The organism is Lachnoclostridium phytofermentans ISDg (assembly GCF_000018685.1).
GTDB lineage: Bacteria > Bacillota > Clostridia > Lachnospirales > Lachnospiraceae > Lachnoclostridium > Lachnoclostridium phytofermentans.
This window is the reverse complement of sequence record NC_010001.1, coordinates 4688403-4705339: the sequence shown is the minus strand read 5'-3', so window position 1 is coordinate 4705339 and position 16937 is coordinate 4688403. Positions and strand designations below refer to the sequence as shown.

Annotated in this window: 11 protein-coding genes and 1 other annotated feature; of the genes, 8 read left to right on the top strand and 3 right to left on the bottom strand. The window is 36.9% G+C overall.

Going from position 1 to position 16937, the window contains the following annotated elements:
• Positions 1-61 precede the first annotated feature (61 nt).
• From CPHY_RS19870 to CPHY_RS19840, 7 genes are all read left to right on the top strand, one after another.
• The gene (locus CPHY_RS19870; protein ID WP_012201835.1) at positions 62-646 is read left to right on the top strand and encodes an ATP-binding cassette domain-containing protein; all 585 of its coding nucleotides are present in this window, start codon (positions 62-64) and stop codon (positions 644-646) included.
• Between the two features lie 228 nt (positions 647-874).
• Positions 875-1630, top strand: a complete 756-nt coding sequence (locus CPHY_RS19865) for a cytidylate kinase family protein (RefSeq protein ID WP_012201834.1) — start codon at positions 875-877, stop codon at positions 1628-1630.
• Positions 1631-1909: 279 nt separating this feature from the next.
• The gene (gene ytvI, locus CPHY_RS19860) at positions 1910-2944 is read left to right on the top strand and encodes a sporulation integral membrane protein YtvI (protein WP_012201833.1); all 1035 of its coding nucleotides are present in this window, start codon (positions 1910-1912) and stop codon (positions 2942-2944) included.
• A 119-nt stretch (positions 2945-3063) separates the two neighbouring features.
• Positions 3064-3298, top strand: a binding site (T-box leader).
• Positions 3299-3406: 108 nt separating this feature from the next.
• Positions 3407-4840 (top strand): proline--tRNA ligase, encoded by a 1434-nt coding sequence (gene proS / locus CPHY_RS19855; protein ID WP_012201832.1) that lies wholly within the window; start codon positions 3407-3409, stop codon positions 4838-4840.
• Positions 4841-4967: 127 nt separating this feature from the next.
• On the top strand, positions 4968-6425 hold the full coding sequence (locus tag CPHY_RS19850; protein WP_012201831.1) for a nicotinate phosphoribosyltransferase: 1458 nt from the start codon (positions 4968-4970) through the stop codon (positions 6423-6425).
• Positions 6426-6792: 367 nt separating this feature from the next.
• Complete coding sequence (locus CPHY_RS19845; protein WP_012201830.1) at positions 6793-7224, top strand: MarR family winged helix-turn-helix transcriptional regulator; 432 nt, start codon at positions 6793-6795, stop codon at positions 7222-7224.
• Between the two features lie 319 nt (positions 7225-7543).
• The gene (locus CPHY_RS19840; protein ID WP_012201829.1) at positions 7544-8917 is read left to right on the top strand and encodes a citrate/2-methylcitrate synthase; all 1374 of its coding nucleotides are present in this window, start codon (positions 7544-7546) and stop codon (positions 8915-8917) included.
• A gap of 122 nt (positions 8918-9039) precedes the next feature.
• On the opposite strand, the gene CPHY_RS19835 is transcribed toward CPHY_RS19840, so the two are convergent.
• Entirely contained in the window at positions 9040-9234 is a 195-nt protein-coding gene (locus CPHY_RS19835) for a hypothetical protein (protein ID WP_012201828.1), read from the bottom strand.
• A 606-nt stretch (positions 9235-9840) separates the two neighbouring features.
• Here CPHY_RS19835 and ileS point away from each other — a divergent pair.
• Entirely contained in the window at positions 9841-13116 is a 3276-nt protein-coding gene (gene ileS / locus CPHY_RS19830; RefSeq protein WP_012201827.1) for an isoleucine--tRNA ligase, read from the top strand.
• 99 nt (positions 13117-13215) lie between these two features.
• Here ileS and CPHY_RS19825 read toward each other — a convergent pair whose 3' ends face one another.
• Positions 13216-14541 carry a GntP family permease gene (locus CPHY_RS19825; protein ID WP_242658011.1) on the bottom strand — a complete coding sequence of 442 codons (1326 nt, stop codon included), beginning with the start codon at positions 14539-14541 and terminating at the stop codon, positions 13216-13218.
• A 144-nt stretch (positions 14542-14685) separates the two neighbouring features.
• The gene (ilvD, locus tag CPHY_RS19820; RefSeq protein WP_012201825.1) at positions 14686-16407 is read right to left on the bottom strand and encodes a dihydroxy-acid dehydratase; all 1722 of its coding nucleotides are present in this window, start codon (positions 16405-16407) and stop codon (positions 14686-14688) included.
• Between the last annotated feature and the right edge of the window lie 530 nt (positions 16408-16937).

Below are 16937 nucleotides of genomic sequence, written 5' to 3'. Positions count from 1 at the left end.
TTGGTGCGCACAACGTTAAAACTGCTATGTAAGGTGTTAAAGTACCTTAATGGAGGACAAGATGAGTGAGAAAGAAATTATCTTTAAGAATGTCTCTTTGAATTTTGGCGAAAAACAGGTTCTAAAAGATTTAAATCTTACGATAAAACCAGGGGAAGTAATCGGTATTATGGGGGCCTCTGGTATAGGAAAAACAACATTTGTGAAAGTACTATTGGGATTATTGAAACCATCTGCGGGAAATGTTACTGGATTGGAAAATATAAAGTTTTCTGCTGTGTTTCAAGAAGACCGTTTATGTGAAGGGTCTGATGCTATCACAAATGTAAAGATGGTGTTACCTTCGGATATAGGAACAGAACAAGTGGAGAAAGAATTTTCAAAAGTTTTTCTAAGTGATTATAAAGGAAAGCCAATAAGTAAGTTAAGTGGTGGAATGAAACGTAGGGTAGCAATTGTCAGAGCGGTAATGGCTCAAAGTGATGTGATTATCCTAGATGAACCTTTGAAAGGATTAGATGAAAGCTTAAAAGAGCAAGTATTATCGTATCTTAAAGATTCATTATCTGAAAGGACAGTCATCCTTGTGACACATGATAAAGCAGAAGTGGAAGCGTTACATGCAAAATTATTATATTTTTCATAAAATCTTTCGGAAAAATTATTTGAAAGATATCTTTTGGTATCATTTAGGGTATCGTGACACGTTAATTGGATAAAATAAAAGAGAAAATGAAGGTTAAGGAAGTAGCATGTGGGGGAAAAGGTGCTAAATTCCTTAAAAATACTCTTCCAAGATGAAATAAGACATGCTATGATAGGAAGAAAATATTAAACTTAAAAAATAGATGCTTATAAATAGGAGGAAAAACAAATGCATATCACGTTAACCGGAAATCTCGGAAGCGGAAAATCTACGATTTGCAAGATTTTAGAAACGGAACATCATTATGAAATTTATTCTACGGGTAAGGTACAGCGTAAGCTGGCAGAAGATTTAGGAATCAGTGTGCTTGAGATGAACCAACTCATGTGCAAGGATCACAAGTATGATAATATGATTGATGATACTACTGCAAAAATTAGTCGTGAGAATCCAGATAAGGCGATTGTATTTGATTCCAGATTGGCATGGAACTTTGTTGAAACATCATTCAAAGTTTTTTTATCCGTTAGTCTTCATGTTGCAGCCGACCGCGTGTATGGGGATAATCGAGGTAATGTTGAAAAATATTCAAGCGCAGAAGATGCGAAACAGCAATTAAAACTTCGTGCTCAAACAGAGGATATTCGTTATAAAGATATTTATAATTTGGATTATTTTAATTTTTTAAATTATAATTTGATTTTAGATAGTACGTATTGTACACCAGATCTTCTATCTAAGGTTATTTTAGAAGAAGCTGAAAAATACAAGAATAATGGCGATAAGAAAGAAACAAAGATTTTAATGTCTCCAAAGCGTCTTGGGATAGAAGAGGCTACAATGTCTGCAAATCCAGAGAAGCTTTATTTAGAGGGTGATATCGTTATTGAAAAAACGGAAGACGATTACAAGGTGATTCGTGGAATGGAACTTGTAAAGCAGGCAGCAGAGAAAGGAATTCCTTTTGTATCTGTTAGTTTATAGGTTATTTTATTTTTGAATCGGTTACTTTATAATATAAAGTATTTTATCTTATTTAGATTAATTTTTTAAAATGCTATCCTAGTTTTGGGTATATATCCATAACATAATTAGGAAGAATATTTAACAGGAACTAACAAAATTCGAAAAGCCAGAGAGATCAAGTATTCTGAAAGATGGGATATGTTACATTGTACTTTTGGGCATAGATAAAAATCTTCTACAGACAATAGTATCAGAATCAGCTGAGGATTGATACGAGGTGATTGTTTGGAGAAGAAAGTGAAACTATCAAAAAATAAAAGAAAGTTACTTCTTACTGCTGGGACAATCATTGCTGTGTATATAGGTATGAAATACCTATTACCGCTGTTTGTCCCATTTTTATTTGCCTACTTTATCGCTTGGCTGTTACGACCAGTAGTAGGCTTTTTACACCGAAAATTAAAAATTCCTCTAGTGGTTGGTGGAGGTTTTGGTGTTCTTTTGTTATTACTAGTAATTTCAGTAATATTATGTTATCTTGGAAGAATTTTATTCAATCAAGTCGTATTATTTTTGCGAAATATTCCGATTTACCAGCAATATTTTACGCAACAGGTAGAAATCATTTGTGTTACGGGGGATAAGCTGTTCGGTTTTAAGGATGGATCATTAAAATTAGTAGTGAATGATGGAATGGAAACCTTGGTAAAGTATGTTCAAATGAATATATTACCTAAGATGACGGTTCAAACAATAAAGTTAGCCATTGGTTTAGCAGAGTTTCTTGCAATTTTCCTTATTATTTTAGTAGCTACTATTTTAATTATAAAGGATATGGAGGAATATAAGGTAGGGCTTCGAAAATCAGAATTTTACCCTGCGGTTCATAAAATTACACAAAAGTTATCAGACACGGGAATTGCCTATATGAAAACACAGATGATATTAATGTCGATTATAGCAGTAATAAATGCGGTGGGATTTTTCATACTAAAGAACCCGTATGCTTTATTGATAGGTCTTGCGGTTGGTATATTCGACGGTTTTCCGGTGTTAGGAAGCGGGCTTATCTTAATTCCATGGACTATAGTGATGTTATTACAAAAAAAGTTTATGCACGCGGCTGTCATCATGAGCATATTCCTATTATGTCAGATAGTGCGTGAGATATTGGAACCCAAATTATTAGGAGACAAAATTGGGGTGAAACCCATCTATAGTATGATAGCAATGTATGTGGGGGTACAACTTTTTGGAGTGATTGGCTTTTTTTTAGGACCGCTTAGCTTAGTTATTATAAAAACTGTGATTGCGACATATGCAGAGGAATAGGCTGTTATATTAGAATTGTGCTTAGATAAGGGGAACTATACGTTTGCTAAAAATCATTCTTGACAAAAACCAGTATGTAGCATAAAATCATGGTAATCTAAATTCTGTGCGATGCATAGAAAGTTGCGATGAAGAGGAATAGTATATAGGTAAGTCATTTTAGAGAGAGAGTGGCTGGTGAAAACTCTTATGAAGCCGAATAGAACCTACCTTGGAGCACTGTACGCTATAAATATAGCATACGTTATGATAATAACATATCGTATAAAATACAGCGTAAATCGGCGTTAACGATAGGAGTGAATTGCGCAAGCAATTAATTTGGGTGGTACCACCGAAGTTTCGGTCCCTTGTTTTAAGGGGCCTTTTTTTTATTCAATTGTACCTTCACCCATGAGATTGAGACCTAGGAAAAGTGGCGAGGTCACTTGGTTTATAATAAATTTTAAAAGGAGAATGATTATGGCAAACGATAAGAAATTAGTTGAATCGATTACCTCTATGGATGAAGATTTCGCTCAATGGTATACGGATGTAGTAAAAAAAGCTGAACTTGTAGATTATTCAGGAGTAAGAGGATGTACTATTTTCCGTCCAGCAGGATATGCTATTTGGGAGAATATCCAAAAGGAGTTAGATGCTAGATTTAAGGCGACTGGAGTAGAGAATGTTTACATGCCTATGTTTATTCCAGAGAGCTTATTAAATAAAGAAAAAGATCATGTAGAGGGTTTTGCACCAGAAGTTGCTTGGGTTACTCACGGTGGTGGAGAGCAGTTACAAGAACGTTTATGTGTAAGACCAACTTCTGAAACTTTATTCTGTGACTTTTATTCTCATATAATTGAATCTTATCGTGATCTTCCTAAACTATACAATCAATGGTGTTCCGTTGTACGTTGGGAGAAAACAACCAGACCATTCTTACGTACTTTAGAGTTCTTATGGCAAGAAGGACATACAGCGCATGCAACAGCTGAGGAAGCAGAAGAAAGAACCATTCAAATGCTCAATCTTTATGCTGATTTCTGTGAAGAAGTGTTAGCGATTCCTATGGTTCGTGGTAGAAAGACAGACAAAGAAAAATTCGCAGGAGCTGAGGCAACTTATACCATCGAAGCATTGATGCATGACGGTAAGGCGCTTCAATCAGGAACTAGCCATAACTTTGGAGATGGATTTGCAAAAGCCTTTAACATTCAATATACCGATAAAGAAAATAAACTTCAATATGTACACCAGACTTCTTGGGGAATGACAACTCGTCTGATTGGTGCATTAATTATGGTACACGGTGATAATAGTGGTCTTGTATTGCCACCAAGAATTGCTCCTACTCAAGTTGTTATTGTTCCAATTATGCAAAAGAAGGAAGGCGTATTAGAAAAGGCGGCAGAACTTCGTGAAAAACTTGGCGCTTTCCGTGTAAAGGTCGACGATTCTGATAAGAGCCCAGGATGGAAATTCTCTGAGCATGAGATGCGTGGTATCCCAGTGCGTGTTGAAATCGGACCAAAGGACATTGAGGCAAATCAAGCAGTTCTTGTACGTCGTGATACAAGAGAGAAGACTGTAGTTTCTCTTGATGAAATTGATACAAAGATTGGTGAAATTCTTGAAGCTATGCAAAAAGAAATGTTAGAGCGTGCTAGAAATCATCGTGATGCTCATACTTACGAGGCTCATTCTACAGAAGAATTTGCAGATGTTGTTGCTAACAAGCCAGGATTTGTAAAAGCTATGTGGTGTGGAGAACGTGCCTGCGAAGACGAAATTAAGGAAAAGACAGGTGCTACTTCACGTTGTATGCCATTTGCACAGGAACATATTGCTGATACCTGTGTATGCTGTGGTAAGCAAGCTAAATCCTTAGTGTATTGGGGAAAAGCTTATTAATAGATGAAGGAATCTCTGGATGATTTTACGTAATGTACGTAATACGTGTTTCACGTAATGCGAGTACTACATGATACATAGTACTCGCAGAAAATTGTACTTGATGATTGCGAAGGAGGATATCGCTATGGCTGAACGTAATTTAACGTTGTTGACCGACTTTTATGAGCTAACTATGATGCAAGGTTATTTTAAAAATAAAACTAACGAAACGGTTGTTTTTGATGCATTCTATCGAACGAACCCATCTGGCAGTGGTTATGCGATTTGCTGTGGATTGGAACAAGTAATTGATTATATTAAGAACTTAAAATTCGAACAGGATGATATTGACTATTTCCGTAGCCTTAGCATATTTGATGAGGATTTCTTAGAGTATTTGAAAAACTTTAAATTCTCTGGTGACATTTATTCTGTTCCAGAAGGATCTGTAGTATTTCCGATGGAACCACTGGTGAAAGTAATTGCTCCAATTATGGAAGCACAGCTTGTGGAAACGGCAATCTTAAATATTATCAATCACCAGAGTTTAATTGCAACAAAGGCTTCTCGTGTTTGCTATGCAGCATGTGGGGAAGGTGTCATGGAATTCGGTCTTCGTAGAGCTCAAGGGCCAGATGCGGGTACTCTTGGTGCCAGAGCTGCGGTCATTGGCGGATGTATCGGTACTAGTAATGTTCAAAGCGCAAAAATGTTTGGAATGCCTGTTCTTGGTACCCACGCACATAGCTGGATTATGAGTTTTGAAGATGAGTTAACAGCATTTCGCAAATATGCAGAGCTTTATCCAAATAGTGTTACATTATTAGTTGATACGTATGATACGCTTCGTTCCGGTGTACCGAATGCAATAAGGGTATTCAAGGAGATGAAAGAAGCGGGAACACTTACCAGTCGTTATGGAATCCGCCTAGATAGCGGTGATTTATCCTATTTATCTAAAAGGGCTCGCAAGATGTTAAATGAAGCTGGTCTTAATGATGCTTTCATCAGTGCTTCCAGTGATTTGGATGAATATTTGATTGATTCCTTAAAGACACAGGGTGCACAGATTAATTCCTGGGGTGTCGGAACAAATCTAATTACTTCGAAAGATTGTCCTGCATTTGGTGGTGTTTATAAATTAGCTGCAATTAAGCAGGATGATATATTTATACCTAAAATTAAGCTATCTGAAAACCAATGGAAGATTACCAATCCTGGTAACAAAACAATTTATCGTATCTATGATAAAGAGAGTGGGAAGATTAAAGCAGACTTAATTGCTTTAGTTGGTGAGAAGTATTCCGAAGATAATCCTTTATTACTTTTTGATCCTATGGCAACTTGGAAGAAGACCTATTTAAAACCAGGTACCTATAAAATGAGAGAATTGCTTGTTCCTATCTTTTTAAATGGTGAGTGCGTCTATGGATCTCCAGCTGTAATGGATATTAGAACTTACTGCCAGGATGAACTCAATACTCTATGGGATGAAACAAGACGTTTGGTTAACCCTCAGGATGTTTATGTAGATCTTTCTAATGAGCTATATCATATGAAACATCAGTTGTTGGATAGTTATAATTCTAGCGTACGCGAATAAGCAAAAGAGCGAATATAGATAAAATACTACTATAGAGGTATAAGAAGCAAAAGATGAAAGTCTTTCTGTTTCTTTTGCCTCTATTTTAAATATCAAATATATATAGGGGATTACTTCCAAAACAGAAACAATCCTTGACAAATTAAGATAAATAATGTATCCTCAATTCATTAATTAACGATGTTAACAATCTATTTTTAACAATATTGCAATTGCAAATATAAAATAGATCATAGAATGTAGATTGTCTAGCTATACATAGCTAGACAATTTATATTATCGTAACAAAATCTTGTTCCGATAATCAGATTGAGGGTGCAAAAAACGCTCCTATTATCGGAATGAAATAGATTGGAGTTTATGTAATATGCAAACGGAACCCAGTGATCTTATTATCATGATGCATCATTTGCGCTCTGTCGTAAGTCAGCTGCGTCTGCAAAACGATTTGACCTTTGGAGAATTTTGTGCGATGAGCATGATTGCAGAATCACAAAAAGATGGCAATCAGAAACTGACACCGACTAGCTTGAATGAACAACTTGGTACAAAGAAGCCGGCAACCTCTCGTATGCTTACCGTTATAGAGAAAAAAGGTTTTCTTCAGAAGGTAAGCGATGCGAAAGACCATCGGATTTACTATCTTGAACTAACAGCTTTGGGAAAACAAGCACTCTTAAGAGAGCAAGATGCCTTTCATAAATTGTTGGGAAGAATAGGAAGGCGAATGGGAAAAGATGAAATAACACAGATGGTTGTATCTCTTCAAAAGTTGGGGAACATATTAGAAGAGGATTAGAAGTACCATCTATGGAATAAGATAGACTGATAGGATAGTCGCATATTTATGCACTAACACTATCAGTCTTTTTGCTTATAATAACGATATGATTTGTTCTAACGAAAGCCAATATATACCATGAGATATAATATGATTCGAGTAGTTCAGGATGACACCTTATAACTATGCATAGAATTGTAGAATTATGTTTCTAATAATTCCTTAAAATTGGAGAAAAATGATTGACAACTAAAAAAAAATAAGTAATACTTGTGTTAACTAAAAACAAGTTAACCGTGTTAATAATCATGGGCATAAGCTGAAAAGGAGGTATTGGATGAAAGATGTTATTTTTCAAGTCACCCCACAGGTGAGGAAGTTAGCTGCCATATGTACGAGCAGGGATAAGGTCCCAGTTGAGTTATACCGTCAGTATGATGTGAAGCGTGGCTTAAGAGATCTTAACGGAAAGGGAGTCCTCGCCGGGCTTACGAATATTTCGGAAGTTCATGCAAAAGATATTATTAATGGTGAAGAGGTACCATGTGAAGGTAGGCTTTTTTACCGTGGCTATGATGTCAGGGAATTAACGGATGGTTTCTTATCTGAAGGTAGATATGGATTTGAAGAGGTTACCTATCTATTATTATTTGGAGAACTACCTACCAAGGAGCAATTAGAAGAATTTAAGGTAGAGCTAGGGCAAAGAAGGTCATTACCTCATAATTTCTGCCGTGATGTTATTATGAAAGCACCTAGCAAGGATATTATGATATCCCTCGCAAAAAGTATTTTAACTATCTATTCTTATGATGTAGAGGCTGAGAATACCTCTATACCTAATGTAATGAGACAATGTCTAAATCTTATAAGTCAATTTCCAATGTTGGCTGTGTATAGTTACAACGCATATTACCATAGTATCGGGAACAGTCTACATATTCATCCACCAAAAGAAGAGTTTTCGATGGCGGAGAATATCCTATATATGTTACGTCCAGATAAGCAATTTACTCCTTTTGAAGCAGCTGTGCTTGATTTAGCTTTAGTACTTCATATGGAGCATGGCGGTGGTAATAACTCCTCTTTTACTACCCGTGTTGTTACATCTTCTGGAACTGATACCTATTCTGTTATGGCTGCGGCATTAGCTTCCTTGAAAGGGCCAAGACATGGTGGCGCGAATATCAAAGTTATGCAAATGTTTGATGACTTAAAGGGTAAGATTAGTGACTGGAAGGATGAAGAAGCAATTGCAGATTATCTACTAAGAATTCTTAGAAAAGAGGAATTTGATCGTTCCGGCCTTATCTATGGTATCGGCCATGCTGTCTATTCTATTTCGGATCCAAGAGCTGATATCTTTAAGAATTTCGTAGGAAAACTGGCAACGGAAAAAGGGCAAGAAAAAGAATTTGAATTATATACTATTGTAGAAAGACTTGCTCCGAAATTAATTGGAGAAGAGCGAAAGATTTATAAAGGTGTTAATGCGAATGTCGATTTCTATAGCGGATTTGTTTATCGGATGCTTGAATTACCACTAGAATTATATACTCCAATGTTTGCTGTAGCAAGAATTGTTGGATGGAGTGCCCACCGCTTAGAGGAACTTGTAAGTGCAGAAAAAATTATCCGTCCTGCTTATCGTAGTGTTCACGATCGTAGAGAATATGAGGCAATGGAAGGACGTGAAGATCAAACAAAATAGTCAACATAGGGTGACGATTAGTTACGAAAATCCTATCTGCTTGCTCCATAAGTTTGAAAAGACAAATGAGAAAGTTTTAATGGGAAGGAACAAGCAGAAAGGGTTTAGGTGAACGGAATTAATTAGTCATGAAGACCATTTACAAAACGTTCTACATCATCACGAGAATGAAAGGTATCTTTCATACGCATAACGGCTTCATATTCACTGGAGTTTAACCCATTCAGATACTCATCCATTGAGTTGTCTGAAAATAACAATACGGGCATTATTTGTCCACCATAGACATTATCTGTTTGCGATAAAAATGGTTCCATATTAATCACCTCAAGGATAATGTGCTCAACTTAGAATGATTTATACTTTAAAGGAGTTACAATCAGAATTTGATTAAGAAGTTGGTAATCATATAAAGAAAGTTGGTAATCATATAAAGAAGTTGGCAATCAGAATTTGATGTTGACAAAGCATAGAATCTATACTAAGATAAAGAAAATATAACATCTGTCATAGTAGTGATATGGCGATGAAATAAAAGAAATATGTAAAGACGTTGACGAAGAGAGTAAGAATTCTTAAAAATCACAGCGAGCTGCAGAGAGTGTGAGTGCAGTAGGAGTAGGGAATTTCTGAAAATCACTTTATCAGTTGCAACATTGAACCGTAGTTAGTAGGTGTTGTCGGGTTCTACCGTTATATAGATAATGTATAACAGACTTAGTCTGCGTACGTGAAATAGGTGGTATAATGAAGCATTCCTGCTCTCATCCTGTTTTGGATGGGAGCTTTTTTTAATTCATGGAAATGGCGCTGCAACTACTGAATGTTCAAAAGACATATCTATTTTAACGATAGATTACGAATGCTGACTGCGAATGATTAAATAAGGAAACAATAGAAGAGATAAGAAAGGAAGATGAATCATGTACGAAAAGGTATCAACCAATCTGAATTTTGTTGACAGAGAAAAAGAAGTATTGAAGTTCTGGAAAGAGAATGAAATCTTTGAGAAAAGTATTGATTCCAGAAAAGAAGGAGAGACATTTACGTTTTATGATGGACCTCCAACTGCAAATGGTAAACCACACATTGGACACGTATTAACACGTGTTATTAAAGATATGATTCCAAGATACCGTACTATGAAGGGTTGTATGGTTCCAAGAAAGGCTGGATGGGATACTCATGGTCTTCCAGTAGAGCTTGAAGTTGAGAAGCTTCTAGAATTAAATGGTAAAGAGCAGATTGAACAGTATGGTTTAGAGCCATTTATTACAAAGTGTAAGGAAAGTGTTTGGAAATACAAAGGGATGTGGGAAGATTTCTCTGGTACCGTTGGTTTCTGGGCAGATATGGATGATCCATATGTAACTTACCATAACGATTATATTGAATCTGTATGGTGGTCCTTGAAGCAAGTCTGGGATAAGGGCTTATTATACAAAGGTTATAAAATTGTACCTTACTGTCCAAGATGTGGAACACCTCTTGCTTCTCATGAGGTAGCACAAGGATATAAGGATGTAAAGGAGAAATCCGTTATCGCTAAATTTAGAGTAATGGATTCTGCAAATGAGTATTTCTTAGCATGGACAACAACACCTTGGACACTTCCATCTAACGTAGCGCTTTGTGTTAATCCAAAGGAAGACTATGTGAAGGTAGAAGTTTCAGTAAATGCGAAAGGTAATGTCGTAAAGAGCCCTAAGGGTGAGGAAGAAGTTACTGAGGAACATACAGCAGTCGGTGTAGAGTACTATATCTTAGCAGAAGCATTATGCTCCGTCATTGAAGGAGATTATAGAGTAGTTGAGAGTTACAAAGGATCTGATCTTGAGTATATGAAATATGATCCACTATTTGACTATGCATATAATAATGCGGATGGAACTAGAAATGAAAAAGCAAACCGTAACAATGTCAATGGCAAGAAGGCTTATTATGTAACTTGTGCTGACTATGTTACATTAACGGATGGTACTGGTATCGTTCATATTGCTCCAGCCTTTGGTGCAGACGATGCGAATGTAGGTAATCGTTATGAATTACCTTTCGTACAGTTAGTGGATGAAAAAGGTCAGATGAAGGCAGAGGTTACCGATTTCGCAGGACTATTCTGCAAGAAGAGTGATGAAGGAATCCTTAAGAAATTAGGAGAAACAAAGCAATTATTTAAGGTTCTTAAATTTGAGCATAGTTATCCATTCTGCTGGAGATGTGATACTCCTCTGATCTACTATGCAAGAGAGTCCTGGTTCATCAAGATGACAGCTGTGAAAGACAAGATGATTGCAAACAATAATACAATCAACTGGATTCCTGAGACCATAGGTAAAGGACGTTTTGGTGACTGGTTAGAGAATCTTCAGGATTGGGGTATCAGCCGTAATCGTTACTGGGGAACTCCATTAAATGTTTGGACTTGTGATTGTGGCAAGATGCATTCGATTGGAAGCATTGAAGAATTAAAGTCTATGTCTAAGAATTGTCCAGAGGATATCGAGCTTCACAGACCGTACATTGATAACGTAACAATTACCTGTCCTGATTGTGGCAAGGAAATGCATCGTGTACCTGAAGTTATTGACTGTTGGTATGATTCTGGTGCAATGCCATTTGCACAGCATCATTATCCATTTGAAAATAAAGAGAAGTTCGAAGCACAGTTCCCAGCAGATTTTATCTCTGAAGCTGTTGACCAGACGAGAGGTTGGTTCTACTCCTTACTTGCAATTTCAACACTTATCTTTGATAAAGCTCCATATAAGAATGTTATCGTTCTTGGGCACGTTCAGGATGAGAATGGTCAGAAGATGAGTAAATCTAAAGGAAATGCAGTAGATCCGTTTGATGCGTTAGAGGAATATGGCGCAGATGCGATTCGTTGGTACTTCTATATTAACTCAGCTCCTTGGTTACCAAACCGTTTTCATGGAAAGGCAGTAGTAGAAGGACAGCGTAAGTTCATGGGTACTCTATGGAATACCTATGCATTCTTCGTACTATATGCAAACATTGACCAATTTGATGCAACCAAATATTCTTTAGATTATGATAAACTTCCAGTTATGGATAAATGGTTACTTAGTAAGTTAAACACAGTGGTTAAGACTGTGGATGAAAACCTTGCTGCTTATAAGATTCCTGAGACTGCTAGAGCACTTCAGGAGTTCGTAGATGAGCTAAGTAACTGGTATGTAAGACGTGGTCGTGAACGTTTCTGGGCAAAGGGAATGGAGCAGGATAAGATTAATGCTTACATGACGTTATACACTGCATTAGTAACGATTGCAAAGGCTTCTGCGCCTATGGTTCCATTCATGGCAGAAGATATCTACCGTAACCTTGTATGCAGTATCGATAAGAACGCACCATTAAGCGTCCACCTATGTGATTTCCCAACCTGGGATGCGAAGTTAATTGATACTAAGCTTGAGGCAGATATGGAAGCAGTTCTTGAGATCGTAGTTCTTGGCCGTGCATGTAGAAATACAGCAAACATTAAGCAGAGACAGCCAATTTCTAAGATGTATGTAAAAGCAGAGTTAACTTATACAGCAAACGATGGTAGCGTAGTAGAAGGAATGTCTGACTTCTATAAGGAAATTATTGAAGATGAGTTGAATGTAAAGAATGTAGTATTTACTTCTGATGTTCGTAACTTTACTTCTTATACATTTAAGCCACAGCTTAAGACTCTTGGTCGCCGTTTTGGTAGTAAGTTAAATGCGTTAAAAGAAGTATTATCTTCTTTAAACGGTAATGAAACGATGGATGAATTAAATGAGAAGGGAACTCTTACAATTACTTTAGATGGTACAGAAGAAGTTCTTGAAAAGGATGACCTTTTAATTGATGCAGCTCAGATGGAAGGCTATGTAACAGATAGTGACTATGGAATTACTGTAGTTCTTGATACAAATCTAACAGAGGAGTTAATCGAAGAGGGATTTGTACGTGAAGTAATTAGTAAGGTTCAGACAATGCGTAAAGATGCCGGATTCGAAGTAATGGATCATATTGTGGTATCTGTTAAGGATAATGAAAAGGTAGAAGCAATTGTGAAGAAAAATGTTGCTGAAATCTCTTCTATCGTTCTTGCAGATGATGTGGTTTATGGAGAAGCTCAGGGCTTTAGCAAAGAGTGGAACTTAAATGGTGAGGATGTAACTCTTGGCGTTATGAAAGTGAATGCTTAAAAAATAAATATAGTGGTAATATAGAAAAAAGGATGAGCCTAGTCTCATCCTTTTTTCATAATTTATCAACAAGCTTCTAGAAAAGCCTTGAGCTATTCATCATTTGACAAAGAATGAAATTATCAATGCTCCAATAAATCCTGTTAAACCAACAATAGTCTCCATTATAGTCCAAGACTTTAAGGTGGTTTTTTCATCAATTTGAAGTAAGGATTTTACTAGCCAGAAACCGGAGTCATTAAAATGGCTCATAACTGTGGCTCCACCAGCGATTGCCGCAGTTACGCAGGCAAGATAGAGAGGAGAAAGAGATGCAATCTCAGGCATGGAAGAAATAATTCCAGCAGCCATTGTCATCGCTACGGTAGCAGAACCAACAGAGATACGTACTAGTGCAGCTACTACGAAAGCGACTACAACAAGTGGAAGAGCACTTTTTGCTACAGCTTGTCCGATTACTTCACCAAAACCGGAATCTTGCAGGATATATCTTAATACTCCACCACAAGCAGTTACAAGAAGGATCATACCAGTAGGCTCTAAGGATTTTGTCATAACTTTTTCAAGTTCTTCTCTTGAGTAACCATGCTTAATACCAAGGACGATCATAGCAGCAATGGTTGCTATAGAAAGTGCAACAAATGGTTCGCCAAGGAAAGCAAGTGCTGGTTTAATATGTACTAAAAACTCTATCGGTGTTTGAGTATTGTTAATAATAGCACCGACAACGGTATTGGTAAGGATTAATAACAATGGAATCATAATGATACCAACGACAGTAGCAAACTTAGGAAGCTTACTTTCATCGTAATCTTGCATATCTTCTAAATTTTTTGGTAGAGGCACATGAATCTTGGTTCCGATATACTTTCCGAAAATAGGACCTGCAATAATCATGGCAACAGTACCAACAATTAGGCCGATGATAATAACGTAACTTAAATCGACACCGAGCATATTTGCAACCAGGATAGGGCCTGGAGTTGGTGGAATAAATGCATGGCCAACAGCAAGGCCAGCAAGCAATGGAATTGCGTAAAATAGAGTAGATTTCCTTGTACGTTTCGCTAAACCAAAGGCAAGTGGAATTAAGATAATTAATCCAGCGTCAAAGAAAACTGGAATAGAGATAACTAAACCTGTAATACCAAGAGCCCAAGCAGCTTTGTTGTCACCAAACTTATTAACGAGGGATAAAGCAATACGTTGCGCGCCACCTGAAATTTCTAATATAGCACCAAACATAGAACCAAGACCAACTAATAATGCGATACCTTTTAACGTGTTACCCATACCTGTACCGACAGAACCAATAATAGCTTCGGTAGACATCCCTGCACCAATACCAATGACAACAGCACTGATAAGGATGGAAAGAATCGGATGTAGCTTAACATAAATAATTAATAATAATAAGATTGCCATACCAATGAGTGCGGAAATAATGAGTCGACCAGCACTTACATGTGAGCCTGCTTCAGTTGCAGCAAGAAATAAGTTACTACCTGTTATAATAGTATTCATACCTATAAAATCTCCTTTTTGATTTATTATTGAATCTAACTTAAGTTACTGCATATAACCGCCCTTCATTGGGGAGACAGCGTGTTCGGAGAAGAGCTTTAAAACGCCTTTTTGATACTTAGGTTCTGGCTTTTTCCAGATTTTCTTTCTTTCATTTAATATTTCCGTAATTTCTTCTTCTGACTTTAATTCACCATGAATACCGATGATTCTTAAAATACGATCTTTGATATTAATTTCTATGAGATCATCCTCTTCCACTAAGGCAATTGGACCACCTTCCGCAGCTTCAGGAGATACATGTCCGATGGCAGGGCCCTTGGAAGCACCAGAAAAGCGTCCATCTGTAATAAGTGCAATGGATTTACCAAGTTCTTCATCGGAAGCAATGGCTTCTGTTGTGTAAAACATTTCAGGCATACCGCTTCCTTTTGGACCTTCATAACGGATGAATACAGCATCTCCTGGCTTGATGCATTTCTCAAGAACAGCAGCTATCGCATCTTCTTCACAATCAAATGGTCTGGCGCGAAGAACTGCTTGATGCATTTCCTTAGGAACTGCAGAATGTTTTACAACAGCACCATCTGGTGCGAGATTTCCACGCAAAATAGCTATGGTTCCGTCGTTTCCGATTGGCTCATCAAAGTTACGTATTACGTCAGTACGTTTAATGCCGACTTTTTTCAAATACTCATCACATTTCTCATAGTATCCAGATTTTTTTAAATCTTCTAAATTCTCACCGAGAGTTTTACCCGTAACAGTCATTACATCTAAGTGAAGCATTTCTTTGATCTCTTCCATAATGCGTGGAACGCCACCTGCATAGTAAAAATATTGTGCTGGCCATTTTCCGGCAGGACGGATATCAAGCAGATAATGTGCACCACGGTGCTTTTGATCAAAAGTATCTGCATCAATTTCTAAACCAAATTCATGTGCAATTGCTGGAATGTGAAGTAGGGAGTTGGTAGAACCGGAAATAGCTGCATGTACAATAATTGCATTTTCAAAGGATTTCATAGTAACAATATCAGATGCTTTGATACCTTTTTTTGCAAGTTCTACAGCTTGAATGCCTGCTCTTTTAGCAACATCTTTTAAATCTTCACAGGTTGCAGGCATTAATGCACTTCCTGGAAGCATAAGACCCATAGCCTCAGCCATTATCTGCATGGTAGAAGCGGTCCCCATGAACGAACATGCACCGCAAGAAGGGCAGGCATTGTGTTTGTAGTAAGTTAACTGTTCCTCTGTAATTTCACCTCGCTTGTACATGGCATTGTATTTACCTATTTGTTCAAGTGTAAGTAAATCAGGACCAGCATCCATCACACCGCCTGTTACTACAATGGATGGAATATCTAGTCTACCGATTGCCATTAACTGCGCTGGGACTGCTTTATCACAGCTAGCAATAAATACACCTGCGTCAAAGGTAGTAGCATTTGCGTGAATTTCAATTAAGTTAGCGATGGTATCACGGGATGCTAAAGAATAATTAATTCCATCATGTCCTTGTGCCATGCCATCACAAATATCGGTTGCAAAATATCTTGCGGCTTTACCACCACATTGATTGATACCTTCAACAGCTTCTGTAACAAAGGTTAATAGATGAGCACTGCCAGGGTGGCTGTCTCCAAAGGTACTTTCGACAATTATCTGTGGTTTTTCTAAATCATTTACAGTCCAACCCATTCCCATACGAAGAGGGTCCATCTCAGGAGCAATGGCGCGGATCTCTTGGCTTTTTAGTTTCATACTTAGTTTCCTTTCTGTCCAATAGCAAAAATATGTCTGATGACTTATTCTGAGTTTATCATATTTAATCCTCCGGCTATCGATAAAATAACAATATAGATGTCTGATGACTTTACAATCTCAATGTAACATGTAACAAAAGATTTGTCAAATATTTTATAGAAATGGTGATTATGCATAAAATATGTTGGAATATTTGTTCGTAATGGTGAACAAGAAAAAAGAAAATAAATATAATTCCAAATAGATAAGACAAATGAAGATTCGAGAAAGATGTATGACAACTATCCGGCTAATATTTATTAACGATGAACATTAAAATAAAAAAAGCAAAATAAGAAGAAGATAAAATTAATTGGATAGAAGAGATATTTTTTGATGAAAAGTATAAAAAAGTACTGCAAGAAGGGAAAATACCTTAAACTTGCAATACAATATAAAGATTATTATGAAGTGATATAAGACAAGGTTATTATCTATGAATTGAGTGAGCGAATCTTAACATCGGATAAGTTAATTGCAGTAGTTCC